Below are 24356 nucleotides of genomic sequence, written 5' to 3' on the forward strand. Positions count from 1 at the left end.
CCTTTTGCTAGTGGGTCGCGAGCCGCGCGACGGTGTCGATCAGCAGCGCGATGTCACTATCGCGCGACAGGCGGTGGTCGCCGCCCTTGATGAGCGTGACCTGCACATCGTCGCTGGCGAGCGCGGCCGACAGGCGCAGGCTGATGCCGGGCGGGACATCGCCGTCCTCCTGCCCGTGAAGCAGGCGGACCGGGCAGGCGAGGGGAATGGCGGCGCCCAGCAGCCGGTTCGCTTCGCCAGACTGGAAAAAGCCGCGCGTCGTCACATAGGGCTGGTCGCTGTACGGCGTTTCTTCGCGAAGTTCACCCTCGGCGAGGATGATTGCCTTTTCGGCGTCGCTGAAACCCCATTCGGTGAAGTCGGGCGCAGCCGCGATGCCGACCAGCCCCGCGACACGTTTCGCTCCATCGCGCCGGACAAGCGCGAGCGCGGCGAGCAGCATCAGCCAGCCGCCCATGGACGATCCGACAATCAGCACGGGCCCGTCGACGCGTGCATCGATCAGGTCGATGATATCGCCGCGCCAGTCGATCAGATTCTGTTCGGCGAACAGGCCGTCCGACTGCCCGCAACCGGCATAATCGAGCAGCAGGCAGGCGCGGCCTTCGGCCGCCGCCCAAGCATAAAGCGCGGTCGCCTTGCCGCCTTCCATGTCGGACATATAGCCGGGAAGAAAGACGATCGTCGGCCCCGATCCTGCGACATGGCGACAGGCGAGGCGGGGGCGGGCGGACCGCTCCAGATATTCAGGCGCGGGTGTTTCGGTCACGCCGTTCAGATGACCCAGTCGATCGTGCTCATCTGCATAACGGCTTGTCCCTTGGCGCGCCGCTTTTCGACCATGATATGGTTGAGCCGCTGGATCGTGTCGCTGCCCGTGGTGATGCACCAGCCCGGAACAACGGCATGGACGAGTGCGCACAGGCCGCCATAGATCATCGTCACGCCGAATTTCGACGCGACGCCGAAATGCTCGAGGTAATTTTCATCGACGCTCCTAGGATGGTCGACGAACAGGCGCTTGAACAGCTTGAGCATTGGGGGGACCGCTCCTTTCCGGTTGCGGCCGCCCTAGCGGGATCGCATATCGCTCGCAAGGGCGGCGGCTTTCGACGGCTCAATCTCTCAGGAATATGGCCTCGATCGGCAGGCCGAACAGGTCGGCGATACGAAAGGCGAGGGGGAGCGACGGGTCATATTTGCCCGTCTCGATCGCGTTGACCGACTGGCGCGAGACTCCCAGCCGCTCGGCCAGATCGCCCTGGCTCCAGTCGCGTTCGGCGCGCAGGACTTTCAGCCGGTTCTTCACGCGCCGCGCACCTTGTTCACCAGTTGGCCGATCGCAAGGCCAATGGCCCACACCGGCACCACCGCCCACATAGGGACATGCGGCGCGACGCCGAAGGTCGTCAGAAATCCCCAGAAGGTTCCGGTGGCGAGCAGAAATCCTGTCGCCACAAGCGCGGCATTGACTGCCCGGACACGCAGATATTCATCGCTCTCCTCGATGACATAACGAGCCATCGCCCAGATCATGCCGAATGTGCCGAGCGTCGGCAGCAGCGAGAGCGCCGCCGCTACCGGCTTCGAAATCGCCCGATCGTCGAACAGCGCCACCGCGATCAAAAACCCGATCACATAGGCGAAGGAAGCGGCGAGCATCCGCCGGCCATAACGCGCCGCAGCGAGGGAAGCGGAGCCGGTCGCGCGCTGCATCCGCTCCGACGCGCGCACCAGCGGGATCAGCAGCAGCATAGGAAGGAGCATCACCGCCATGCCCCACGGTGGCTGGATGAAATCGGTGAACAGCAACAGGCCGGTGCCGAACATCCCGACCATGAAGGCCGTTATCCAGAAGAAGGTGGCGCGTTTTGCCGAGGAGGCGGTGTTGGCCATCATGTCAAGCTCCCTTGCGAATCAGTAAAGGAAAGTTGACAATAAAAAGTGGAGAAGTCAAGTTTCATTGACAAGGTCATGAAGTCACATCGCCATCCCGGACCTGACCCGGGGTTACGAATGTCAGGGAAGTGGCAAAGCCGGGGCTTCGCCGATCAACCGGCTCGGCCAGCCGATGCGGACCAGCGTTTCGTCGGGGTCCGACAGCGCGAACTCGTACATGCCCCACGGCTTGTGCGTCGGCGCCTTTTCGCGTTCGAGGATATGGTCGCGCATCCGCGCCGCGATTTCGCCGACGCGCGCGGTGTAAAAATAGAGGCCGAAGGGATTTTGTCCCGGCACCAGCCAGCCGTCGGGCGACTCGCTGGTCAGATGAAGCTGCCAGCCTGCCCCGTCGCCGAGGATGCGATAGCTGCCATAGTCGCTTTCGAGCATCAGCCCGAGCCGTTCGTAAAAAGCGGTGCTGACATCGAGGTCGGTGCACGGAAGGATGGCGACGACGCTATGGCGGGGCTGGTCGGTCATGGGCGCAGACTATCGTGCGCCGCCCGATCGGCCAAGCGGTGGCGCCACCGCCAGTTGAAGAGGTGCGCGGCGGCGAGGCTGATCGCTCCCGCCGACGTCAGCAGCCGGTCGGCAATCTCGCGATCGGCCGCCGCGATCCATCCTTCGTGCGCGGCGAGCCCGAGCGTCAGCAAGCCGAGCCCCAGCGCCGCGAGCAAGGCCGGGGCGAGCCGCCGGTGCCGTCGCCACCCGTCCGACATCGCGATCAGCGCGGCAGGCAGCGCGAGCAGGAGGATCGCGGCGTGCATATCCTCGGGCAGGGTCAGCCAGTGGCCGAGCGCCGGAGCGAGCAGGATGGCGAGTGGCAGCGCGAGGCAATGGACGAGGCAGGTCAGCGAAAGGCCGACCCCGGCCAGATCGGCGGCGCGCGGGCGGAGTGTGGGGAGGCACATGGAATTTCTTTCGCGGGAGGAGCGGCGTCGCCCAGATAAGGATACAACATATCATTACAAGTCATATTGTGAATCGGGCACTTGCCGCCCCTGTTGCGCGCTGGCAAAGGGGCGGGTGTTTATCCCGCCAGAAAGGCCCCTTTTTCGATGTCCCAGATGATCCGCGTCACCCTTCCCGATGGCTCTGCCCGAGAAGTCGCGCGCGGAACTACCGCGGCGCAGATTGCGGCCGACATTGGACCAGGCCTTGCCAAGGCGGCCCTCGCCGCGAAAATCGACGGCGAACTGCGCGATATCATGCGCCCGCTGGAGGAGGATACCAACCTCGCGCTGGTGACCAGCCGCGACGAGGCCGATGCGCTCGAACTCTTCCGCCACGACTATGCGCATGTGCTGGCTGAAGCGGTGCAGAACCTGTTTCCCGGCACCCAGATCACCTTCGGCCCGTCGACGGGCGATGGTTTCTATTACGACTTCGCGCCTGCCGCCGAGCGCGGCCCGTTCCGCGACGACGAACTGCCGCTGATCGAGGAAGAGATGCGCCGCATCATCGCCGCCGATCTGCCGCTCACGCGCGAAGTGTGGGAGCGCGACAAGCTGATCGCCAAATGGGCGGCCGATGGCGAAAGCTTCAAGGCCGAATGGGCCGCCGAACTGCCCGAGGGCGAGGAACTGACCGTCTATCGTTCGGGAGACGGCTGGATGGACATGTGCCGCGGCCCGCATCTCGCGTCGACCGGCAAGCTCGACCCCGCGGCGTTCAAGCTGACGCGCGTGTCGGGCGCCTATTGGCGCGGCGACCAGAAAAATGCCCAGCTCAGCCGCATCTACGGCACCGGCTGGCTCAACAAAAAGCAGCTCAATGAACATCTCGTCCGGCTCGAGGAAGCTGCGAAGCGCGACCACCGCAAGATCGGCCGCGAGATGGACCTGTTCCACCTTCAGGAAGAAGCGCACGGCAGCGTCTTCTGGCACCCCAAGGGCTATCGCATCTACCGCGAGCTCGAGGCCTATATGCGCCGCGCGATCGACGGTTCGGGCTATGCCGAGGTCAAGACCCCGCAGGTGATGGACGCCAAGCAGTGGGAGCAATCGGGCCACTGGGGCAAATATCGCGAGAATATGTTCGTCATCCCCGACGAAGTCCCGAACATCGAGGATGAAGGCCCGATCGTCTCCGACGACGCCGAATGGATGGCGCTCAAGCCGATGAACTGCCCGGCGCACGTCCTGATCTTCCGTCAGGGGACCAAGTCGTACCGCGACCTGCCGCTGCGCATGGCCGAAATGGGCTGCTGCCACCGCAACGAACCGCATGGTGCGCTCCACGGCATCATGCGCGTGCGCCAGTTCACGCAGGACGACGGTCATATCTTCTGCCGCGAAGATCAGATTGTCGAGGAAGTGCGCGATTTCTGCGCGCTGCTCGACCGCGTCTACAAGCAGCTCGGTTTCGAGAAATATGCGGTGAAGCTCGCCCTGCGTCCCGACATGCGCTTCGGCACCGAAGAAATGTGGGACAAGGCCGAGGCCGAGCTTCGCGAAGCGGTCGAACGCGCCGGCATGGCGAACGACGATTATGGCTGGGAAGAATTGCCGGGCGAGGGCGCCTTTTATGCGCCCAAGCTCGAATTCCACCTGACCGACGCGATCGGCCGGACCTGGCAGTGCGGGACGATCCAGTCCGACCGCGTCATGCCCGAACGCCTCGATGCGAGCTATATCGGCGAGGATGGCGCGCGCCACCGCCCGGTGATGCTCCACCGCGCGATCCTTGGCACTTATGAGCGTTTCATCGGCATACTGATCGAGCATTTCGCCGGTCGCTTCCCGACCTGGCTCGCGCCGGTGCAGGCGGTCGTCGCGACGATCGTGTCCGACGCCGACGATTATGCGAAGGACGCGGTGGCGCAACTCACCGCGGCGGGCATCCGCGCCGAAAGCGACCTTCGTAACGAGAAGATCAATTACAAGGTCCGCGAACACAGCCTGCAAAAGGTCCCTTATCTGCTCGTCGTCGGCAAGCGCGAGGCCGAGGAAGGCACCGTCGCGATCCGCACCCTCGGTCAGGACGGTCAGCGTATCATGCCGCTCGCCGAAGCGATCGTGATGCTGAAGGGCGAGGCGACCCCGCCCGATCTGCGCGATTGAGTGTGAAGCCGCGGCGACGCTGGTGGCGCTGGCTGTTGCTGCTGGCGCTCGTCGGCGCCGCGCTTCTCGTCAGGGGCTATTGGAACGCGACGCGCGATCCGGTCATCCGGTCGGCGACGGTTGAAGTCGCCGACTGGCCCGCGGGCCAGCCGCCGCTCAAACTGCTGTTGCTGTCGGACATTCATGTCGCGGGCCCTGACATGCCGCCCGAGCGGCTGGCGCGCATTGTTGCAGAGCTCAACGCGCTGCGGCCCGACCTTGTGCTGATTGCGGGCGATCTCGTCAGCGAAAAGCGCAGCGCGACGCACATCTATACCCCCGCCGAGGTAGTGGCGCCGCTAGGCGGGCTCCGCGCGCCGCTGGGCGTCGTCGTCGCGCCGGGCAATCACGATCACTGGTTTCAGCCCGATGCGCTGCGCGGCGAACTGGAAAAGCGCGGACTGCGCGTGCTCCAGAACGAAGCCGTAAAGCTGGGTCCGCTGGTCATCGGCGGGGTCGACGATGATTATTCGGGGTATGACGATCTTCCCGCCACGCTCGCCGCGATGGACCGGCTTGGCCCGGGCGTACCGCTGCTCCTGACGCACAGCCCCGACATCGTTCCCGATCTGCCGCGTCCCGTCGCCGCCGTCTTTGCCGGCCACACCCATTGCGGCCAGATTCGTTTCCCGCTCATCGGTGCGATTTCCTATGTCTCGCGCTACGGCGACCGCTTCGCTTGCGGCGACATTCGCGATGGCGGCCAGCGCATCTTCGTCGGCGCCGGGCTCGGGACGAGCATCTTGCCGCTCCGTTTCAACACACCGCCCGATGCGTGGCTGGTCACTCTCAAAGCAAAGGCCGCCCGCCCATGACCGACCTGTCGCAACTCGCGGGCATCGCGCCGTTGACCCTCGCCGGCGCGGCGGCGATGACCTTTGGCGCCGCTTATGTGCGCGGGCTGACCGGCTTCGGCATGGCGATCATCCTCGTACCGCTGCTGGGCCTCATCATGGCGCCGGGTGAGGCCGTGGTGCTCGGCATCCTGCTGCAACTGCTGATCGGCCCGGTGGGGATCAAGGTCATCATGGCCGATGCCGACCGCGCGACCGCGGTGCCGATCGCGCTGCTCGCGATGGCGACGACCCCGATCGGCATGTTCGCGCTCGATGCCACGACCCCCGATCTCGCGCGGATATTGATTACGACGGTCGCGGTCGGGGCGTTCGTCGCGGTGCTGCTTCCCAAGCAGGCGGAGGGGCATCAGCCGGGCCGCCTCGCGGTGGGCGGAACCGGGATTGCGGCGGGAATCCTGACCGGCTTTGCCGCGATGCCGGGGCCGCCGGTGGTGCCTTTCTATTTCCGCCGCCATCTCGAGCCGCGGGTGACGCGGGCGTCGATGCTGCTCATCTTTTTTGGAACTGCGATCGCGGGGTCGCTCGCGGCGCTGTGGGTCGGGATTGCGACGTGGCGCTTGTTCCTGCTCGCGGTGCTGCTGTTCCCGCCGATGTGGCTCGGCAACCGCGTCGGCGCGCGCCATTTCGGCCGCGTCCCGCCACATGTTTGGCAGGCGATGGTCGCGGTTGTCCTCGGCGTCGCCGCCGTGTCGGCGGTAGTGCGGGCGCTGAACTAGAGGCTGCGCAGCGCCTGCGCCGGGCGCGCGGAGAGCAGCGGCCAGCTTCCCGCGATCCCGATCAGGAACGACAGCCCCGCGCCGCCGAGCAAGGTCGCGCCGACGATGAACGGGTCGGGCGCGAAGGTGAATTCGAACAGCTGGGTGACGACATACCACGCCCCGGCGAGCCCGAGCCCGAGCGCCAGCACCGCGAGGATCGCCGCCAGCACCGCATATTCCAGCCCCTGCGCACCCAGTATCTGGCCGCGCGTCGCGCCGAGCAGTTTCAGGATCACGCTGTCGTAAACGCGCCGTTCGCGGCTCGCCGCAATCGCGCCGATCAGCACCGCGATGCCGGCGAGGATCGCGATGCTCGCCGCCGCGGCGATCGCCTGGCTCATCTGGGTGAGCAGGGTCGTGACTTGCGACACGACATCGCGCACTGCAATCAGCGACGCCGAGGGGAAGGCGCGCGGGATGCTGCGCGCCAGCGCGGTTTCGGCCTCGGGCGATACCGCTACCGTCGCGACCATATTGTGCGGCGCGGCGTCGAAGGTGCCGGGCGAAAAGACGAGCACATAGTTGAGCCCGAAATTGTCCCACTCGACGGTGCGCAGCGAGGCGACCTTGGCCTGCACCTCGACGCCAAGGACATTGACCGACAACGTATCGCCGATTTTCAGCCCCAGCGACGTCGCAACCTCCTGCTCGACGCTGACCAGCGGCGGTCCTTTGTAATCGGCCGCCCACCATGTGCCGCCGACCAGCGTACTGCCGTTGGGCAGGACGGGGCTATAGGTCAGCCCGCGGTCGCCGCGCAGCACCCACGCGCCTTCGGGCAATTCGGCGAGTTCGTCGACGCGCTGGCCGCGAAATTCGGTGACGCTGCCGCGCAGCGCCGGGATCAGATTGACGTCGGCTTGCGGGTCGGCCTCGCGCACCAGCGCGCGGAACGGCGCGATGCCGTCGCGGGGCACGTCGAGGACAAAGAAGCTCGGCGCGCGCTGTGGGACGGTGCGCGCTATCTCGGCGGTGATGCTCGTCTGGATCGCGGCAAGGGTAACGAACAAGGTCAGCCCGAGCCCCAGCGCCACCACCAGCGCGCCGGTCGCGGCGCCGGGGCGATGCAGGTTGGCGAGCGCGAGACGGAACAGCGGGCGGCGCGGGCGCGGCAGGCGGCTCGCAGTGCGGCGGACGAACCAGCCCAAACCAACGAGGATGAGGAGCAGGCCGATGGCGGCGCCGATGAAACTCAGCGCGAACAAGGGCTCGCGGGCGGTGCCGACCGCAAGCGCGATGATCGCCGCGAGCGCCGTACCCACCGCGACAACCGTCGGCCGGTCGATCCGCGCCGCGCTGTCGACCGTCGCGCGATAGAGCCCCGCCGCAGGCACATGCTTGGTTGCCGCAAGCGGGGGCAGGGCAAAGGCGATGGCGATCAACAGCCCGTAGGCCGCGCTGACCGCAAGCGGCAGCGGATAGATGGCGAAGCCCGGACGCACTGGCAGGACATCCCCCGCGACCGCGCCGATCGCCACCGGCGCGAGCGCGCCGACGATCAGTCCGGCGACGATCGAGACCGCCGCCACCGCCAAAATTTGCAGGCCATAAATGCGCAGCACCGCGCCGCTGTCAGCGCCGAGCACTTTCAGCGTCGCAAGTCCGGGCCGCTTGCCCGCGAGATAGCTCGCGACGCCATTGCCGACGCCGATCCCGGCAATCACCAGCGCGGCAAGCCCGACGAGCGACAGGAACTGCCCCATGCGCTCGATGAAGCGCCGCGTTCCCGGTGCGCCGTTGCTGCGGTCGGTAATGTCCCAGCCGGCCTCGGGGAATTGGGCAGTCAGCGCCTTGCCGACCGCTTCGGGATTGGCGCTATCGGGCAGGCGGAGGCGATATTTGCTTTCGTAGAGGCTCCCCGGCTGGATCAATTGCGTCGCGGGCAGGTCGGCGAGGCCGATGATCGCGACGGGGCCGAGGGTGAAGCCCTCGCCCAGCCGGTCGGGTTCTTCGGCGATGATGCCGTCGATTTTGAACGTCTTGTCGCCGAACTTCACATGACCCGCGGGCTTGAGGTCGAGCCGCGAGGCAAGATCCTTGCCGATCCAGATGCCGCCCGGCGGCGGCGGACCGCGCCGTTCGCCGCTCTCCAGCCGCATGCTGCCATAGAGCGGATAGGCGCCGTCGATCGCCTTGAGTTCGGACAAGAGCGCATCGCCGCCCGGCGCATTGGCCATCGCGCGCATCCGCACGGTTGCCGATGGGGTGCCGACGCGCCGGAAACCCGCCATCTCCTCGGCGGTCGCTTCGCGCTGGGGCAGGCTGAATTCGACGTCGCCGCCAAGGATCGTCTGGCCGCGCACCTCGAGTTCGGACGTAATACCGCGCGTCAGGCTGCCGATCGCCGCGAGCGTCGCGACGCCGAGGAACAGGCAGACCGCGAGCAGCCGAAGACCGCGGATGCGCGTCGCAAGATCGCGCCGGGCGATCCGCCAGAGGGTGGCGAGCGGGAGCACCTAAGCGGTCCGCTCTTCGATTTTTCCATCGTGCATCACCACAACACGATCGCAATGCTCGGCGAGTTCGGGGTCATGGGTGATGATCAGCAATGTCGCACCCAGCGCGGCGCGGCGCGCAAAGATCAGTTCGATGATCACATGCCCCGTCGCGGTGTCGAGATTGCCAGTGGGTTCGTCGGCAAAGATGATCGCGGGCGAACTCGCCATCGCGCGCGCGATGGCGACGCGCTGCTGCTCGCCGCCCGACAGTTGCGCGGGATAGTGGGTGAGCCGGTGGCCAAGCCCGACCGCCTCCAACTCGGCGGCGGCACGTCCGAATGGATCGGATATTCCCGCCAACTCCAGCGGCACCGCGACATTCTCGAGCGCGGTCATCGTGGGGAGAAGATGAAACGCCTGCAACACGATGCCGACGCGTCCGCGCCTTGCCCGTGCCAGATCATCCTCATCCATCGTCGCAAAATCGAGCCCCGCGACGCGGATGCTGCCGCCGTTGGCGCGTTCGAGCCCCGCCAGCACCGCCATCAGCGAGCTTTTGCCCGATCCCGACGGGCCAAGCAGCGCGACCGACGTTCCGGCGGGAACCTCGAGGTCGACCCCGCGCAATATTTCGACGGGGGCCTTGTCGCTCCCCAAAGTCAGCGTCACATTATGGGCGGCGATCGCCAGTTCTGGCGACGGTCGATGCGCGTCGGTCAAGGAAGGACCCTTTGGAAATGAGAACGGCCGGATGGCGCTCTTACGCTTTATATGGTTGCGCCATCGCGCTTTGCCAACCGCTCGCGGCGTGCGGATCGGCGGAGACGCCATCGGCTTCGACCAATGACCAGGGCCCGGCGAAGGCCGCGCACGCCATTCCCGCCGACGCTCCGCTCGTCATTGCCTTTGGCGACAGTCTCTATGCCGGCTATCAGCTTGGCCCCAAGGAAGGCCTTGCCCCGCAATTGCAGGCGGCGCTGACCCAGGATGGCGTCGTCGCGCGGGTCCGGAATGCCGGTGTGTCGGGCGACACGACCGCCGCCGGGCGCCAGCGCCTTACTTATGTGCTCGACAATGCAAAGACGAAGCCCGCGCTCGTCGTGCTCGGCCTCGGCGGTAACGACATGCTGCGCGGCATCGACGCCGACCAGACCCGCGCCAATCTCGACGCGATGCTCGCCGAACTCAAGAAGCGCGAGATTCCGGTTCTGCTGACCGGCATGGTCGCGGCGCCGAACCTCGGCAGCGACTATGCCAAGGCGTTCAACGCGATCTATCCTGATCTGGCCGCCAAATATGGCGTCAGCTTCTATCCCTTCATCCTCGACAATGTGATCACCGATAAAAAGCTGATGCTTGGCGACAATATGCATCCCAATGCCAAAGGGGTGGCGGTGGTGGTCGAGGGGTTGGCGCCGCTGGTCGAACAGGCGCTGCCGAACGCCGGCTAGCCCCCGCGCGGTCCGAACAGGATGATCGCCGCGCCGCCCAGACAGGCAGCGGCGCCGATCACATCCCAGCGATCGGGCCTGGCGCCCTCGACCGCCCACAGCCAGATCAGCGCCGATACGATATAAACCCCGCCATAGGCGGCGTAGGTGCGTCCGGCATGTTCGGCGTCGACGAGGGTGAGCAGCCAGGCGAACAGCGCCAGCGACGCCATTCCGGGGGCAATCCACCACATCGGCTTGTCGAGCCGCAACCACGCCCAAAAGGCGAAGCAACCGGCGATTTCGGCGAGCGCGGCGCCGATATAGGCAAATGCTGTCATGCGTTCGTGTTGGCGTGGGGGTGCGCTGAGCGCAAACAAAAAGGGGCGGCCCGATGGACCGCCCCTTCCTGTTTCAGTTTCTGATCGAAAGATCAGAAAGCCATGCCGAGGCCGACAGCGAAGGTGTCGAAGTCGCTGAAGTTTTCGATGAACTGGTGGCGATATTCAACCTTGCCGTACAGGTTCTGGCCCAGCTTGTGCTGGTAGCCTGCACCGACATAGGGATCGTCGATCTGGCCGAAGGTGTAACCGGCGTTGACATAGGCCTTGCCGTTGGCGCCAACCTTGGCACCAGCGCGGCCACCGGCCGAGAACTGAACCTTGTAACCGTCAGCCAGGACCTTGTCGCCAGCGATTTCGGCGCCCGCGAATGCGGCCGAGCCGAGGTCGAAATCATAGCCTGCTGCGACGCCAGCCGTGGCATCGTCAAGGCCGCCGCCGGTGATGTAGCCGCCGCGCACTTCGACGCGAGCTTCGCCGCCATCAGCAGCCAGGGCCGGGGTTGCAACAATGGCCGACAGGAGAGCGGCTGCAACTGCGAATTTTTTCATTTTTTATTCCTTCACTCTGACTTGGCCACGCCCTTTGGGTCGCGGTCCGGCCCCTAAATGGCGTTCGCGGCTGTCGCTTCAATGAATGGATCGTTCAGATTGTGACAATTTTCTTACCTGTGTTAATTTTACAACACAGCATAGGTATGCGCTGCCGCAATTGCCGAAGAACAGGCGCGTACGTCCGCGCTTCCGGCGAAGCAGCGCGCTCGCCGGTGCATCGTCATGCGGTGATGGGGCCCCGGTATTCGCCGGGATGGCGACTCGAAGGCCTAGCCGAGCGCCGCCTGTTTTTCCTCGGCGATACGGTCGAGTTCGGCGCGGGTCGGCTTGGTCGCCGCGCTCTTCAACTGGCCGCACGCGGCCATGATGTCGCGCCCGCGCGGGGTGCGCACCGGCGCCGAAATCCCGGCCTTGAAAATCAGGTTGCTGAACGCGCGCACCCGCTCGGGGGTCGAACATTCATACATTGCACCGGGCCAGGGGTTGAAGGGGATCAGATTGACCTTCGCGTGCAGGCCATATTGCTTGATCAGCCGGACAAGCTCGCGCGCGTCGTCGTCACTGTCATTCTTGTCCTTCAGCATGACATATTCGAAGGTGATGCGCCGCGAATTGCCGGCACCCGGATAGTCGGCACATGCCTTCAGAAGCTCGTCGATGCCATATTTGCGGTTCAGCGGCACGATCTCGTCGCGGATTTCCTTCGACACCGCATGGAGCGAGACCGCGAGGTTGACGCCGATCTCTTCGCCCGCGCGCGCCATCATCGGCACCACGCCGCTGGTCGAAAGGGTGATCCGGCGCCGCGACAGCGCGAGGCCGTCGCCGTCCATGACGATCTTCAGGGCGCCCTTGACCTCTTCGAAATTATACAGCGGTTCGCCCATGCCCATCATCACGATGTTGGTCAGGATGCGGCCGTCGGCGGTGTAATGGCCGCCTTCTTCGTCGCCGTCGTCTTCTTCGGGATCGGGTCCAAAGCCCGCCATCGTCCCCTTGGGCCATTCGCCCAGTTCATCGCGCGCCAGCATTACCTGTCCGACGATCTCGCCCGCGGCGAGGTTGCGGACGAGGCGCATCGTTCCGGTGTGGCAGAAACGGCAATTGAGCGTGCAGCCGACCTGGCTCGACACGCAGAGCGTTCCCCGGTCGGCGTCGGGGATGAAGACCATTTCATATTCCTGGCCGTCGGCGGCGGCGAGCAGCCATTTGCGCGTGCCGTCGTTCGACACCTGTGCCTCGCGCACCGTCGGGCGGCCGATGATGAAACGGTCGGTCAACCACGGACGCATCGTCTTGGCGATGTCGGTCATCGCCTCGAAATCGGTGACCCCGCGATGGTACATCCAGTGCCAGATTTGCTTGGCGCGCAGCTTCGCCGCCTTGGCGTCAAGCCCGGCTTCGACCAGCACGCCGCCGATGGCGTCGCGGGTCAGTCCGACAAGGTCGATGCGGTTGCCCCCGCGCAGGGGAACGGTGCCCGTCGTGACGGGGTCGATATGGCCGGGGATCTGCATGATGCCGGCCATATAGTCGCGAAGCGGCGTCAGCGCAATTGCGCGCTGCGTTCTGCTGATCTGGCCTGCGGCGCCTCTCAGGCGCCGTGATAGGTCTCTAGCGCGTCTTCCAGTTCCTCGACCGTTCCGACCTGTGTGCGGTCTTCATCGGCAACATGCGGGAAAATCGCATCGAGCCGGCGTCGCAGCGTCGCGTCGAAGGTCGGCTGATTCGAAATCCGTGCATTGCCGACGGTCAACTCCATGCGGATCGCATCCTTGATCCGCTGCAGCGCCGCGCCGTCCAATATCCCGGCATTCAGCAATTCTTCGCACAACTGGATCAACCCCACGGTCGTTGCGTGCGATCGCAGGCCGATGAACTCCAGCGTCCGGTGCTTCTCCCGCGGGCATAGTTCATTCTGGCTTACAATATTCATCTGACAGGCTTCCTCTCCATCCGTACCGGCCGAAGTGACGCGCCCGTTTCGGGTCTGTCGTCCGCCACATCGGCTTGCCGTGGATCATGAGCCTATATGCGGCACGTCGGCAAGTGCTGAGATGCCTGTTCCGTCAATTTAGTTGTCAAAGCGACGCCAGCATCTCCAGCACCACCGGGACATTGCCGTTCGCTTCGGCGTGGCGCAGCGGCAGGACGTTCTGCACCAGGATTTCCCCGGGCGTCGGCTGGACAGCGAACAGCGCCATCACCTCGTCGGCGAAATCACCCAGCGGCATATAGCCGTCGCGTGTCGACTGGCCGGGGGTCAGTTCGGTGCGCACCGCGGGCGGCGCAAGTTCGATCACTTCGATCTTGCCTTCCAGCTGGACGCGCAACGCGACGGTATAGCTGTGCATCGCCGCCTTGGACGCCGAATAGGTGGGCGCCTTGGGGAAGGGCACGAACGCCAGCCCCGACGTCACATTGACGATCGCGCTGTCCGCCTGCGCCGCCAGATGGTCCACGAGAGCGTCGGTCAACCGGATCGGGCCCAATATATTCGTGATGACGGTCGCTTCGGCATCGCCGAGGTCGCGTCTGGCGCTCGCATCCTCATTGCTCATGATGCCGGCATTGTTGACCAGTATATTCAGGTCGGGATGCTTCGCGACGACCGTGGCCGCGAAAGCAGCGATGGCTGCCACATCGGTGATATCGAGCGTCATGGCGTACATATTCGCGCGCCCGGCGATCGCCGCCTCCAGCTTCGCGGTGTTGCGCCCGGTGATGACCACCGTGTTGCCCGCGTCGTGCCAGCGCTGCGCGAGTGCGAGCCCGATGCCCGATCCGCCGCCGCTGATGAGAATGGTGTTGCCTGTCGTCTTCATGATCTTCTTCCTTGAAGGGGTAATGACAAGGCCAAAATATCCCGATACTCTCCAAATGAAAGAAGGCACCTGAAAGTACTGTAGTTACCATAAAGAGAGTAATGGATTTTCCGCCATGCCGACCGCTGAAAAAGATGCACGCCATCCCGATGAACCACTCGATCCGCGCGTCGAGGCGTTGGTCAACGCGCTGATCGGCCGAGTCGCCGACAAATGGACGATGCTTCTTCTGGAAGTGTTGGAGGATCATGGCGAATGCCGCTTCACCCGCCTCGCGCAGCTTGTTCCCGGTATCAGCCAGAAGATGCTGACGCAGACGTTGCGGGCGATGGAGCGCGACGGCCTTGTCCACCGCACCGTCCATCCGGTCATTCCGCCGAAGGTCGAATATCGGCTGACCGGACTGGGGCAGGGGCTTGGCGAGGCGTTCTGCGGTGTATGGATATGGGCCGAGGCGAATCTGGAGCAGGTGGAAGCGGCGCGGACAGCCTTCGACGGACGCTAGGCCGCGATCCCGGGCGGGGTCGCGGCCCGTGTCGCCCTTCGGCTATTCCGGCTGGTCATTTCTGGATTGAGCTGACGCGGATCGGCTGATCGCGCGATGCGCTGGCAATCACCAGTTCGGCCTGCGCCGAGGCGAGGAGCCGGGTTTCGTTGCGGCAATGCCGGACGTCATTCTTGCCTTCGAGATCGAAATCGGATGGCGTTCCGCACACCGCGACGGCGGCGCGCCATATCCGGCGGTCGAGCGTTCGGGCACCGGCTTCGGTTCGCAGGTCGAGGTCTTTGTGCTGCACGATCACGCTCGGGTTCGCGGGCGCCGTCTGGGCAAGGACTGGCTGACCGAATGACGCGGTAGTCAGGGCGGCGAGGATCAAAAGCTTTTTCATCTTGTGTCTCCATCGGCCGGCTAAACAGGAGGGGAGGAAGCCGGTGAAGCGACAGATAAGCGATCGCCCGAAGCGATAGGAGCAACGATGTTGCGCGACCATTCTGCAAAATTGCAGAATGAGCCAAAGGCGATTATGACGCACAAGACGCCATGTACGACTGGAACGACCTCAAAGCCTTTCTCGCGGTCGCGGAGACGGGCAGCACGCTGTCGGCGGCGCAGACCCTGCGCGTCAGCCAGACGACCGTTGCCCGCCGCGTTGCCGCGCTGGAGCAGTCCACCGGCCTCAATCTCTTCGAGCGGCGACAGGCGGGCTATGCGCTGACCCCGGTGGGCGAGGCGATGATGGCGAGTGCGGTCGCCGTTCGCGACGCCGCGGACCGATTTGGCGAGGCGGCGGGTGCGCGGTCGCGCGATGCGGGCGGCACGGTCAGCCTGACGACGATGGAAATTTTCGCGGTGACCATCCTGCCGCCGATCTTGCGCGATCTTCGCACCGTGCATCCGGGGATTCATATCCACCTCGATACCGCGGACGAGCCGCGTGATCTGGCCGCTGGTGCGGCGGACATTGCGATCCGCAGCAGTAAACAGCCGTCGGGCGCGGGCCTCGTCGGGCGGCGGATCGCCGACAATCCGTGGACCCTCTATTGCAGCCGCGATTATGCCGACCGTCACGGCATCCCGCACAGCCGCGCCGAACTCGCCACCCACCCCTTTATCGGCGGCGGCGGCGGAGTCTGGGAGCCGTACCAGGCCTGGCTGCGGCAATATGGGCTCGAGGATTCGGTGGTGATGCAATATGACAGCGGAACCGGCCTGCTCGCGGGTGTCCGCTCGGGCATGGGCCTCACCATCTTGCCCGCCTTCATCGCCGACCGTGAGCCCGATCTCATCCGCTGCATTCCGCCCAGGAGCGAAGATACCACGGGCCTGTGGCTGCTCACCCACGAACGGCTGCGCCATGTGCCCCGCGTCCGCCTCGTCCTCGACTTCCTCGCGGCCGAACTGACGAAGCTCGCGCGGGACAAGTAACAAGGGTGGCGATGAAACACGACGCCCCTTTCCCATTCTCCCTCGCGGCGGGCAGGGCGGGCGTCGGCGCGGGCGGAATATGTGATTCCAGAGTGAAGTTGTTCAGTTTTCCGTCGCTTCGACGACGAGGCCTGCTTCCCCTTTTCGTCACCCCGGACTTGATCCGGGGGCCTCCTCTTCCAGCGCAGCCAAATGGACCCCGGATCAGGTCCGGGATGACGAAGGGAGATGGAAAAGCCGAATCGCGAATGAAGTTACGCCGAATTCCGCCGCTTTTCGAAAGTGCCTCAGCGGATCGAGGCGCACCCCAATGCCGCCGCGTCGATCGCCGTCGCGGCGCCGCGCAGGCGATAGCTGTCGGTGATTGCTCCGCCGGTTGGGGTGCCGCTCGTGACGCTCATGCTCGGGGCCGATCGCATCGCGGCGACGATCGCGGCGTCCATCCGCGCATCGCTCGCCCAGCCGTGCGCGCCATTGCCGGTCAGAATGAAGCGGCGACCGCCGATCGTCAGGCGCAGTTCGCGATTCGGTGCGCGTGCCTTCGAGAGGCGGATATAAAATTGGCCGCGGATGCGCGCTTTCGGCCAGGTACCGACGCTGGCATAGGCCTTGATCTGCGGCGTCCCGATCGTCGCGGATGGCGAGGCGATCGCATAGCAGCGCGGGGTCCCCGGATCGCGAAACGCGCCCCAGTCGCCGAAAATGCCGAGCGCGGTCGGCGGCGCGGCGAGCGCTGCGGCGGGAACCGCTGCCAAAAGGGCGAAAAAGGGCAGGGCGCGCCGCATCGCGCCTCGTTCGCGCGAATGGGGATGCTTTGCAAGCATGGCTTGCACGCCGCGACGCGTACGTTAAGGAAGGTGGACATTTTAAGGGGCAGGGAATCGGGGCGCCGAATCGCTCGCGGTATCGGCCCTTTCAGGGACTTCTCCCGCACGAAACACAGGATGGCGGACTAGAATGAAAGCGACGATCGAACGCGCAGTGTTGTTGAAGAGCCTCGGCCACGTCCAGTCGGTGGTCGAACGGCGCAATACCATTCCCATCCTATCGAACGTCCTCATTGAAGCCGACGCGTCGGGCCAGCTCAAATTGATGGCGACCGACCTCGACCTTCAGGTTGTCGAAACCATCGCGGCCAAGGTCGAAACACCTGGCACCACCACCGTGTCGGCGCACACCTTGTTCGAAATCGCCCGCAAATTGCCCGAGGGCGCCGAGGTCAGCCTTGCCGCCGCCGAGGGCAAGATGCAGGTCAAGGCCGGCCGTTCGAACTTCAACCTGCCGACGCTGCCGCGCGATGATTTCCCGGTGATCGCCGAAGGCGACCTTCCGACCAATTTCGAACTGCCGGTCGCCGAACTGATCCAGATCATCGACAAGACGCGCTTCGCCATCTCGACCGAAGAAACGCGTTACTATCTCAACGGCATCTTCCTGCACGTCGCCGAGGACGCATCGGGTCCGGTTTTGAAGGCCGCGGCGACCGACGGCCACCGCCTCGCGCGCTATACCGTTACCCGCCCCGAAGGCGCGTCGGCGATGCCCGACGTTATCGTGCCGCGCAAATGCGTTGCCGAAATCCGCAAGCTGCTCGATGAAGCCGAAGGCAATGTCGAAATCAGCCTGTCGGCGACCAAGATCCGTTTCCAGCTCGGCCATGCGATCCTGACTTCGAAGCTGATCGATGGCACCTTCCCCGATTACAGCCGGGTCATTCCGACCGCGAACGACAAATTGCTCAAGGTCGATCCGAAGAGCCTGTTTCAGGGCGTCGATCGCGTCTCGACGATCGCCAGCGAAAAGACCCGCGCGGTCAAGGTCGGTCTCGACAAGGATCGCATCACCTTGTCGGTGACCAGCCCTGAAAACGGCACCGCAGCCGAAGAGGTTGCGGCGGTCTATGACAGCGAAGCGATGGAGATCGGTTTCAACGCGCGTTATCTGTCCGACATTCTGGGGCAAGTCGATGGCGACACGGTCGAACTGCACCTCGCCGATGCCAATGCTCCGACCCTGATCCGCGAAAGCGAAAAGAGCCCGGCGCTCTATGTGTTGATGCCGATGCGGGTCTAGAAACCCGATACAAGCCGAAACGAAAAAGGCCCCGCAGTTGCGGGGCCTTTTCTTATCCGGCTTTCGTAACCCGCCAGATCACGCCGCCGGTATCATCGGCGACCAGCGCGCTGCCATCCTTCGCGACCTCGACATCGGCCGGCCGGCCGCGGGTGGTCTTGCCATCCTTGGACAGGAACTGGTCGAGCAGCGTGACCGGCAGCGCATCGACCGGCCTGCCGTTCGCGCCGAACTTGACGAACACGACGCTGTAACCCGCGACGGGTTCGCGGTTCCACGACCCGTGCAGCGCGACCAGCGCGCCATTCGCCCAGCGGTCGCCAAGGTTGAGACCCTGCGTAAAGCTCATCCCCAGCGGGGCGGTATGGGCGCCGAGTGCATATTTGGGGCGCTTGACATATTGGCGGCGGTCCTCCGCCTCGGGCTCGACCCGCGGGTCGATCACGCCGCCCCAATAATACCAGGGCCAGCCATAGAAATCGCCTTCGGTAACGTCGGTCAGATAGTCGGGAACCAGGTCGCTGCCCAGCATGTCGCGCTCGTTGACGACGGTCCACAGCCGGCCGCCGTCCGGGTAGAAGCCCAGACCGACGGGGTTGCGGATGCCCGCGGCGAAGGTGCGCACATATTTTTGTTCGGGCCGCACTTCGAGGATGCTGGCGCGGCGAACCTCGTTGCCCATGCCTTTTTCGCCGATGTTCGAATCGGCGCCGACCCCGATGTAAAGCCAGCCATTGGGCGCGGCGGCGAGGCTTTTGGTCCAGTGGCGGTTGGTGCCCTTTGCAGGCAGGTCGACGATCTTCGCCGGCTTGCCGCTCATCTGCGTTTCGCCCGCGACATAGGGAAAGGCGAGCAGGGCGTCGGTGTTGGCGACGTAAAGCGTGCTGCCGACCAGCGCCATGCCATAGGGCGAGTTGAGGCCGGTGATATAGGCGGTCTTGACCTCTGCCTTGCCATCGCCATCGGCATCGCGGAGCAGGGTGATACGGTTTGCCGACGGGCGGCGGCCGGTGCCGCCCTTGCTCATCAGATTGCCCATGATCTTGCCCTCGATACCCGAGCTGTCGCGCGGAGGGCTCTGTGCTTCGGCGACCAGCACGTCGCCATTGGGCAGGACGAGCATGTTGCGCGGATGGTCGAGCCCTTCGGCAAAGCGTGCGACCGCCAGACCTTCGGCGGCGCGCGGTGCCTGTCCCGCGGGCCAGCTTGTCGCCTCGGGCACGTTGATCGTCGGGAATGTCTCGGTACGCTGCGACGCCATCACCGGCACGCGGCCGCTGAGTTCGGCGGTCGAGAAGCGCGCGACGTCGGGCCGCGACATGACGTAGAGCGTGACGCCTCCCGCAATTGCGATCGGCACCAGGGCGAGGGCGGTATATTTCAGGATCTTGCGCATGATCCCTGTCTACACGTCGATGGCGCGGCGGCAAAGGGGCGAAACATGCCCGGAAGCTATCGGAGGGTGGTTAATGCACGCCTTGTACCGATTAACCTTACCTGGTTGTTCATTACGGTTGGGAACGGCACGGTGAGGGCCGGGGGTTAGGGTTGGGGTTCGAAGCAACGGACCGGGAATTCATGCAACTGTCAGCACCCTTTCTTGCCGACCGCGCGGCGGTCGACGACGCCCATATGCTGATTGCCCAGCATGGTGAGGAAGCCGGCTTCGCCGCTGCCGCCCGCGCAGAGCAATATCGCGTGCTCGGCAACCATGTGCATTTCGCGCGCTGGCGTCAGATCGAGCGGCTGATTACCTATTTGGCGATCGATACCGCGCTCGATACGGTGCACTGAATCAGAGCTGCAGGCCCGCCGTTTCGGGCAATCCCGCCATGATGTTGAGATTCTGGACGCAGGCGCCGCTCGCGCCTTTGCCCAGATTGTCGAGCCGCGCGACGAGGCGTGCCTGGCTGCCGCTAGCGTCACCGAATACGAACAACTCCAGCAAGTCGCTTCCAGCGCTGGAGGCGCGCAGCAGCATTTCGCCATCGGCGGGCGGTTCGCCCATGACCACTACCCGGCTGCCAGCGTAGAATTTGGCAAGCGCGTCGCGCAGTGCGTCCGGCGATCCAGCACCCGGCATCGCGCCCAGGTGCAGCGGAATTTCGACCACCATCCCGCGATGTGCGGCAACGACGGCGGGCGAGAAAAGTGGCGCGATCGCCAGGCCGCAGCGTGCCTGCATCTCGGGCACATGCTTGTGACCAAGCTGCAGAGCATAGCCGCGCCACGCGATGTCGCGGTCACTTTCGAAGCGTTCGATCAGCGCTTTGCCACCGCCCGAATAGCCGCTGACCGCGTGGCAGATATAGGGCCAGTCGGCGGGGAGCAGGCCAGCGCGAACGAGCGGCGCGACCAAAGCGATGAAACCGGTCGAATAACAGCCCGGGTTGGAAACGCGCATCGCTTCTGCGACCGCATCATGCCCGCTAACTTCGGGAAAGCCATAGATCCAGCCCGGCGCGACGCGATGGGCGGTCGAGGCGTCGATCACGCGCGTGTGTTCATTGTCGATCATGGCCACCGCTTCGCGCGCGGCATCGTCGGGCAGGCAGAGGATGACAAAGTCGGCGTCATTGAGTGCCTTGCGCCGCGCGGCGGAATCCTTGCGCCTCGCTTCGTCGAGGGTGATCAGCGCAAATTCGCTCCGGCCGGACAGGCGTTCGGCGATTTCGAGGCCCGTCGTTCCCGCGGCACCATCGATGAACACATTATAAGTCATGGATTATTTCAGTCGTTTATAGCCGGAAACCGGCGGATCATGGTCCTTGGCCGCCGATCGTGCGATCACGTCGGCCAGCGGTTCGCTTTTGACCGCCATCCATCGTCGGCTTGCATGAATGATATGCCGGTCGTCGGCCATGATGCCGACGTGGCCGGGAAAGAAAACCAGATCGCCGCGCGCGAGGTCGGCCGGCGCGACATCCTTGTCGGCACCGAGCGAGGCGAGTTGCAAATCACTGTCGCGCGGCAACTGGACGCCCGCGGCGCCCCACGCCAGCTGGACGAGCCCCGAACAATCGACGCCCTTTGCGGTGCGGCCGCCCCACGCATAAGGCGTGCCGATCATCTCTTCGGCGATCGCGGCGGGATCGCCGTGCTGCGCCCCAACCTCGACCATCACGGCGAGCGGGAGAAACCCGTGCGCGGTCGCGAGCCATTCGCCTTGCTCCTCGCCCATCACCAGCGCGCCGCGCGGCAGCATGCCGGGACCGGCGCTGGCGGTGTCGGGGGCACTGTGCAGCATCGCTTCGCTCATTCCGACGCGGTGGGTCGGCGCGATCGGCGTTCCCAGCGCTTCGGCAGCGAGATAGCCGACATAGTGGTCGGCGAGGCAATAGCCCCACGCCCAGCCGCCCGTCAGGTCGAGCAGGGCGAAGCCTTCGCCGAACAACAACTGGCTCGTCTGTTCGGCTTCGAGGGAGGGTAAGGCGCGCAAGGATACGGCAGGCAGGACGCCGCTGCGCATCATCGGCGCGGCATAGTGCGGCGCGAAATGCTGGCCAGCGACGGCAATATCGGCAAGATCGGGGCGGATGGCGACGATGCGCGGATCATAAGCCTGCGACGTGCCGGTCAGGCCAAAGCGGCCGCGGCCAGCGCCCGCCGCACCGGGGCGCCCCATACGCACGCGGTTTGCCGCTGAATGTTCGCCTGTCTCCGCTGTCACTTGCCGTCCTGTATATGCCGGTGGTCCGCCGCTGACGGATAATCGCGCGCCATTAGACCAGCAGGCGGCGCTTTATCAAGACGCTTCACTCTTGCTGCGGCGGCCATAGCGTGCCTGCAACATCGCCCAGGCCGCGCGCAGTCCCAGCGCTGCGCCACCCTTCGGTCGCCCCGGTTTCGCCGATGGGCGCCAGGCGAAAGTGTCGAAATGCGCCCAAGGCGTACTCTCTGGAATGAAGCGCTTGAGGAACAAGGCCGCGGTGATCGACCCGGCAAAGGGCGAACTTCCGGCATTGCCGAGGTCGGCGATGTCCGTTTCGAGCAGGTCGGCATAGCCATCCCAGAGCGGCATCCGCCACAACGTATCGTCGCGGTCGATTCCGGCCGCCAGCATATCGGCCGCGAGCATATCGTCATTGGAAAACAGCGCGGGCAGGTCGGGGCCGAGCGCGGTGCGCGCGGCGCCGGTCAGCGTCGCGAAATCGACGATCAGTTCGGGCTTGTCCTCACCTGCCTTCGCCAGCGCATCGCCCAGCACCAGCCGGCCCTCGGCGTCGGTGTTGCCAATCTCGACCGTCAGTCCCAGCCGGCTTTTGAGGACATCGCCAGGGCGAAATGCGTCCGCTGAAATGGCATTTTCGGCTGCCGCGATCAGGCAGTGGAGGCGGATCGGGAGCCCCGACGCCATCACCAGTTCGGCGAGCGCGAGGGCGTGTGCGGCGCCGCCCATATCCTTTTTCATCAGCCGCATGCCCGATGCCGGTTTGATGTCGAGCCCGCCGCTGTCGAAGCTGATCCCCTTGCCGACCAGCGCGACGCGCGGATGATTGTCCTTGCCCCAGACGATCTCGATTAGGCGCGGTGCATGATGCTTCGATGCGGCGCGTCCGACCGCGTGGATCATCGGATAGCCTTGTTCAAGCGCCTCGCCCTTCGTGACGCTCAGCTTCCCGCCATGCGCCTTGGCGATGCGTTCGGCTTCTTTCTCGATCGCCGCCGGTCCCATGTCGGCGGCGGGTGTGTTGACGAGATCGCGGACGAGCGCAACCGCGCGCATCTCCGCCACCGTGGGCGCGATCGCGCCGACGTCGCTGGTCAGCAGGACGCGCGGCCCCTTGATGGCGGTCTTCGTTCGATAGGCGTCGAAACGATATTGCGCGCTCATCCATCCGAACAAGGCTTTGCCCGGCTGACGATCTTCAAGGCGATAGCGGCCCTCGGGAAGAATTTGGCCCAGCTTGGCGAGGCACCAGGCCGACAGTTCATCGACCTTGGCGACCGTAGTGACGACCGTCCATTTTTCGGGGTCGTCGCCCGGCAAGATCGCGTGGACGAACGCATCGGGCCTGAAACCGACTGCGGCGAGGTGGGCGCGCTCGCGGGCGTTGCGACCCTTCAGCCAGTCATCGTAGCATTGTTTGTCGACGAGATGGATGGTGTGCGCGTCTTGCCCCTTGTCGGGCTGAATCATGTCGGAATAGTCGATCATGATTTTCTGCTAGGCCTGCCGGGAAACTTTGTCGATTCCCGGAGTTATGCCAGCATGACAGTTGCAACATCCCCCCTCTGCCGCGCCCTGATCCTGCCGGGCATCCTCCTTCTCGCCGCCTGCTCGGGCGAAAGCGACGCGCCAGCCAGCAAGGCCGACAAGGTCGCTGCGGCAGCGGTTCCCGGGGCTTCCCCCGGCGGAGCCGCCGACGTCGCGGCGAAAAATGCGCCCGCATCGGACGTGAAAGAAAACAGCGACCTTCTGGAGTTCGCCTATGGCTATCCGGCCGAGGCGGCGCAGATCGCAAAACTGGCGGCGTGGCTCGACAATGATCGCGCGACGAAACGCGCGGCGCTCGCCGCCGCCGCCGAGAGTGACCAGGCGGGGGCCAAGAAGGAAGGCTTCCCCTATCGCGCCCATGTCCATTTGGAGAAATGGGAAAAAATCACCGAGACGCCGCGCTTCCTCAGCCTGTCGAGCGAGATCCAGACCTATACCGGCGGCGCGCACGGGATGACCGGCTTTGATAGCTTGATCTGGGACCGCAACCGCGGCATCCAACTCAAGCCGCTCGACCTTTTTGCCAGCAGCGCCGCGTTCGATGCCGCTATCCGCGACGACTTCTGTGCCGCGATTGCGCGCGAGAAGGCGGCGAGGGGGATAGAACTTCCGGAGGAACCCGACAGCCCGTTCGCCAAATGCCCACCGGCATCGGCGCAGACGGTCTGGCTCGGTTCGTCGGACGGGCGCTATCTCGATCGGCTGACGATCGCGATCGCACCCTATGAGATCGGCCCCTATGCCGAGGGCAGCTACAAGATCAACGTGCCGATGAACCGCGCGGTCGTCGATGTGGTGAAGAAGGAGTTCGCGCGCGACTTTCTTCCCGGCAAATGACCGGGAGCGGGCCGGCGGCAGCTATGTTGTTCGTGGATTGCGGGGGCAGGCAGGAG

General features: G+C 65.0%; 28 protein-coding genes. 9 read left to right on the top strand and 19 right to left on the bottom strand.

Features of this window, described 5'->3' with window-relative positions:
- Nucleotides 1–7 precede the first annotated feature (7 nt).
- The 6 genes from AC1RRJ_RS02955 to AC1RRJ_RS02980 form a co-directional block, all read right to left on the bottom strand.
- Complete coding sequence (locus AC1RRJ_RS02955) at nt 8–769, bottom strand: alpha/beta fold hydrolase (RefSeq protein ID WP_493120221.1); 762 nt, start codon at nt 767–769, stop codon at nt 8–10.
- 5 nt (nt 770–774) lie between these two features.
- Nucleotides 775–1038: a DUF6356 family protein gene (locus AC1RRJ_RS02960; RefSeq protein WP_493120222.1), complete on the bottom strand. Its 264-nt coding sequence runs from the start codon at nt 1036–1038 to the stop codon at nt 775–777.
- Between the two features lie 79 nt (nt 1039–1117).
- Nucleotides 1118–1309, bottom strand: a complete 192-nt coding sequence (locus tag AC1RRJ_RS02965) for a helix-turn-helix transcriptional regulator (RefSeq protein ID WP_493120223.1) — start codon at nt 1307–1309, stop codon at nt 1118–1120.
- Nucleotides 1306–1899: a hypothetical protein gene (locus tag AC1RRJ_RS02970; RefSeq protein ID WP_493120224.1), complete on the bottom strand. Its 594-nt coding sequence runs from the start codon at nt 1897–1899 to the stop codon at nt 1306–1308. Before AC1RRJ_RS02970 ends, AC1RRJ_RS02965 begins: the two co-directional genes overlap by 4 nt.
- Before the next feature lie 120 nt (nt 1900–2019).
- Entirely contained in the window at nt 2020–2421 is a 402-nt protein-coding gene (locus AC1RRJ_RS02975) for a VOC family protein (RefSeq protein ID WP_493120225.1), read from the bottom strand.
- Nucleotides 2418–2852, bottom strand: coding sequence for a MerC family mercury resistance protein (locus AC1RRJ_RS02980; protein ID WP_493120226.1), 435 nt, complete (start codon nt 2850–2852; stop codon nt 2418–2420). The genes AC1RRJ_RS02975 and AC1RRJ_RS02980 overlap by 4 nt, the downstream gene beginning before the upstream one ends.
- 147 nt (nt 2853–2999) lie before the next feature.
- On the opposite strand from AC1RRJ_RS02980, the gene thrS reads away from it, so the two are divergent.
- The 3 genes from thrS to AC1RRJ_RS02995 are packed head-to-tail and all read left to right on the top strand — an operon-like array spanning nt 3000 to nt 6615.
- Nucleotides 3000–5003: a threonine--tRNA ligase gene (gene thrS / locus AC1RRJ_RS02985; RefSeq protein WP_493120227.1), complete on the top strand. Its 2004-nt coding sequence runs from the start codon at nt 3000–3002 to the stop codon at nt 5001–5003.
- Nucleotides 5004–5005: 2 nt separating this feature from the next.
- Nucleotides 5006–5857 (top strand): metallophosphoesterase, encoded by an 852-nt coding sequence (locus tag AC1RRJ_RS02990; RefSeq protein ID WP_493120692.1) that lies wholly within the window; start codon nt 5006–5008, stop codon nt 5855–5857.
- The gene (locus tag AC1RRJ_RS02995) at nt 5854–6615 is read left to right on the top strand and encodes a TSUP family transporter (protein WP_493120228.1); all 762 of its coding nucleotides are present in this window, start codon (nt 5854–5856) and stop codon (nt 6613–6615) included. Before AC1RRJ_RS02990 ends, AC1RRJ_RS02995 begins: the two co-directional genes overlap by 4 nt.
- Here AC1RRJ_RS02995 and AC1RRJ_RS03000 read toward each other — a convergent pair.
- Nucleotides 6612–9113 carry an ABC transporter permease gene (locus tag AC1RRJ_RS03000; protein WP_493120230.1) on the bottom strand — a complete coding sequence of 834 codons (2502 nt, stop codon included), beginning with the start codon at nt 9111–9113 and terminating at the stop codon, nt 6612–6614. The two genes, AC1RRJ_RS02995 and AC1RRJ_RS03000, sit on opposite strands and share 4 nt — an antisense overlap.
- Nucleotides 9114–9815: an ABC transporter ATP-binding protein gene (locus tag AC1RRJ_RS03005; RefSeq protein ID WP_493120231.1), complete on the bottom strand. Its 702-nt coding sequence runs from the start codon at nt 9813–9815 to the stop codon at nt 9114–9116.
- A 17-nt stretch (nt 9816–9832) separates the two neighbouring features.
- Between AC1RRJ_RS03005 and AC1RRJ_RS03010 the strand changes: the two genes are divergently transcribed.
- The gene (locus tag AC1RRJ_RS03010; protein WP_493120232.1) at nt 9833–10546 is read left to right on the top strand and encodes an arylesterase; all 714 of its coding nucleotides are present in this window, start codon (nt 9833–9835) and stop codon (nt 10544–10546) included.
- Here the strand turns inward: AC1RRJ_RS03010 and AC1RRJ_RS03015 are convergent.
- The 5 genes from AC1RRJ_RS03015 to AC1RRJ_RS03035 all read right to left on the bottom strand — a co-directional run bounded on the left by AC1RRJ_RS03015 (nt 10543) and on the right by AC1RRJ_RS03035 (nt 14245).
- Complete coding sequence (locus tag AC1RRJ_RS03015; protein ID WP_493120233.1) at nt 10543–10866, bottom strand: YnfA family protein; 324 nt, start codon at nt 10864–10866, stop codon at nt 10543–10545. The genes AC1RRJ_RS03010 and AC1RRJ_RS03015 overlap by 4 nt on opposite strands.
- Before the next feature lie 92 nt (nt 10867–10958).
- Nucleotides 10959–11417 carry an outer membrane protein gene (locus tag AC1RRJ_RS03020; RefSeq protein ID WP_493120234.1) on the bottom strand — a complete coding sequence of 153 codons (459 nt, stop codon included), beginning with the start codon at nt 11415–11417 and terminating at the stop codon, nt 10959–10961.
- 272 nt (nt 11418–11689) lie between these two features.
- Nucleotides 11690–12937 carry a 23S rRNA (adenine(2503)-C(2))-methyltransferase RlmN gene (gene rlmN, locus AC1RRJ_RS03025; RefSeq protein WP_493120693.1) on the bottom strand — a complete coding sequence of 416 codons (1248 nt, stop codon included), beginning with the start codon at nt 12935–12937 and terminating at the stop codon, nt 11690–11692.
- A gap of 77 nt (nt 12938–13014) precedes the next feature.
- Complete coding sequence (locus tag AC1RRJ_RS03030) at nt 13015–13356, bottom strand: hypothetical protein (RefSeq protein WP_438323773.1); 342 nt, start codon at nt 13354–13356, stop codon at nt 13015–13017.
- Nucleotides 13357–13501: 145 nt separating this feature from the next.
- Nucleotides 13502–14245 carry an SDR family oxidoreductase gene (locus AC1RRJ_RS03035; RefSeq protein WP_493120235.1) on the bottom strand — a complete coding sequence of 248 codons (744 nt, stop codon included), beginning with the start codon at nt 14243–14245 and terminating at the stop codon, nt 13502–13504.
- Nucleotides 14246–14360: 115 nt separating this feature from the next.
- Here AC1RRJ_RS03035 and AC1RRJ_RS03040 point away from each other — a divergent pair, with 115 nt between their 5' ends.
- Complete coding sequence (locus AC1RRJ_RS03040) at nt 14361–14750, top strand: winged helix-turn-helix transcriptional regulator (protein WP_493120236.1); 390 nt, start codon at nt 14361–14363, stop codon at nt 14748–14750.
- A 55-nt stretch (nt 14751–14805) separates the two neighbouring features.
- On the opposite strand, the gene AC1RRJ_RS03045 is transcribed toward AC1RRJ_RS03040, so the two are convergent.
- The gene (locus AC1RRJ_RS03045; protein ID WP_493120237.1) at nt 14806–15135 is read right to left on the bottom strand and encodes a UrcA family protein; all 330 of its coding nucleotides are present in this window, start codon (nt 15133–15135) and stop codon (nt 14806–14808) included.
- 152 nt (nt 15136–15287) lie between these two features.
- On the opposite strand from AC1RRJ_RS03045, the gene AC1RRJ_RS03050 reads away from it, so the two are divergent.
- The gene (locus AC1RRJ_RS03050) at nt 15288–16172 is read left to right on the top strand and encodes a LysR family transcriptional regulator (RefSeq protein WP_493120238.1); all 885 of its coding nucleotides are present in this window, start codon (nt 15288–15290) and stop codon (nt 16170–16172) included.
- A 287-nt stretch (nt 16173–16459) separates the two neighbouring features.
- Here AC1RRJ_RS03050 and AC1RRJ_RS03055 read toward each other — a convergent pair whose 3' ends face one another.
- On the bottom strand, nt 16460–16957 hold the full coding sequence (locus AC1RRJ_RS03055) for a hypothetical protein (protein ID WP_493120239.1): 498 nt from the start codon (nt 16955–16957) through the stop codon (nt 16460–16462).
- A 172-nt stretch (nt 16958–17129) separates the two neighbouring features.
- Between AC1RRJ_RS03055 and dnaN the strand changes: the two genes are divergently transcribed.
- A complete protein-coding gene (gene dnaN, locus AC1RRJ_RS03060) occupies nt 17130–18245 on the top strand; it encodes a DNA polymerase III subunit beta (protein ID WP_493120240.1) in 1116 nt (371 codons plus the stop codon).
- Nucleotides 18246–18297: 52 nt separating this feature from the next.
- Here dnaN and AC1RRJ_RS03065 read toward each other — a convergent pair whose 3' ends face one another.
- Entirely contained in the window at nt 18298–19641 is a 1344-nt protein-coding gene (locus tag AC1RRJ_RS03065; protein WP_493120241.1) for a PQQ-dependent sugar dehydrogenase, read from the bottom strand.
- A 182-nt stretch (nt 19642–19823) separates the two neighbouring features.
- Between AC1RRJ_RS03065 and AC1RRJ_RS03070 the strand changes: the two genes are divergently transcribed.
- Nucleotides 19824–20039: a hypothetical protein gene (locus AC1RRJ_RS03070; protein WP_493120242.1), complete on the top strand. Its 216-nt coding sequence runs from the start codon at nt 19824–19826 to the stop codon at nt 20037–20039.
- 1 nt (nt 20040) lies between these two features.
- Here the strand turns inward: AC1RRJ_RS03070 and argC are convergent, their stop codons facing one another.
- From argC to AC1RRJ_RS03085, 3 genes are all read right to left on the bottom strand, one after another.
- Nucleotides 20041–20967 carry an N-acetyl-gamma-glutamyl-phosphate reductase gene (gene argC / locus AC1RRJ_RS03075; protein ID WP_493120243.1) on the bottom strand — a complete coding sequence of 309 codons (927 nt, stop codon included), beginning with the start codon at nt 20965–20967 and terminating at the stop codon, nt 20041–20043.
- Nucleotides 20968–20970: 3 nt separating this feature from the next.
- Nucleotides 20971–21915: a C40 family peptidase gene (locus tag AC1RRJ_RS03080; protein WP_493120244.1), complete on the bottom strand. Its 945-nt coding sequence runs from the start codon at nt 21913–21915 to the stop codon at nt 20971–20973.
- A 75-nt stretch (nt 21916–21990) separates the two neighbouring features.
- Complete coding sequence (locus tag AC1RRJ_RS03085) at nt 21991–23403, bottom strand: leucyl aminopeptidase family protein (RefSeq protein ID WP_493120245.1); 1413 nt, start codon at nt 23401–23403, stop codon at nt 21991–21993.
- A 54-nt stretch (nt 23404–23457) separates the two neighbouring features.
- On the opposite strand from AC1RRJ_RS03085, the gene AC1RRJ_RS03090 reads away from it, so the two are divergent.
- Entirely contained in the window at nt 23458–24300 is an 843-nt protein-coding gene (locus AC1RRJ_RS03090) for a DUF4163 domain-containing protein (protein WP_493120246.1), read from the top strand.
- The last annotated feature ends 56 nt before the right edge of the window (nt 24301–24356 follow it).

The sequence above is a fragment of the Sphingopyxis sp. GW821-FHT12C06 genome, from assembly GCF_058807415.1.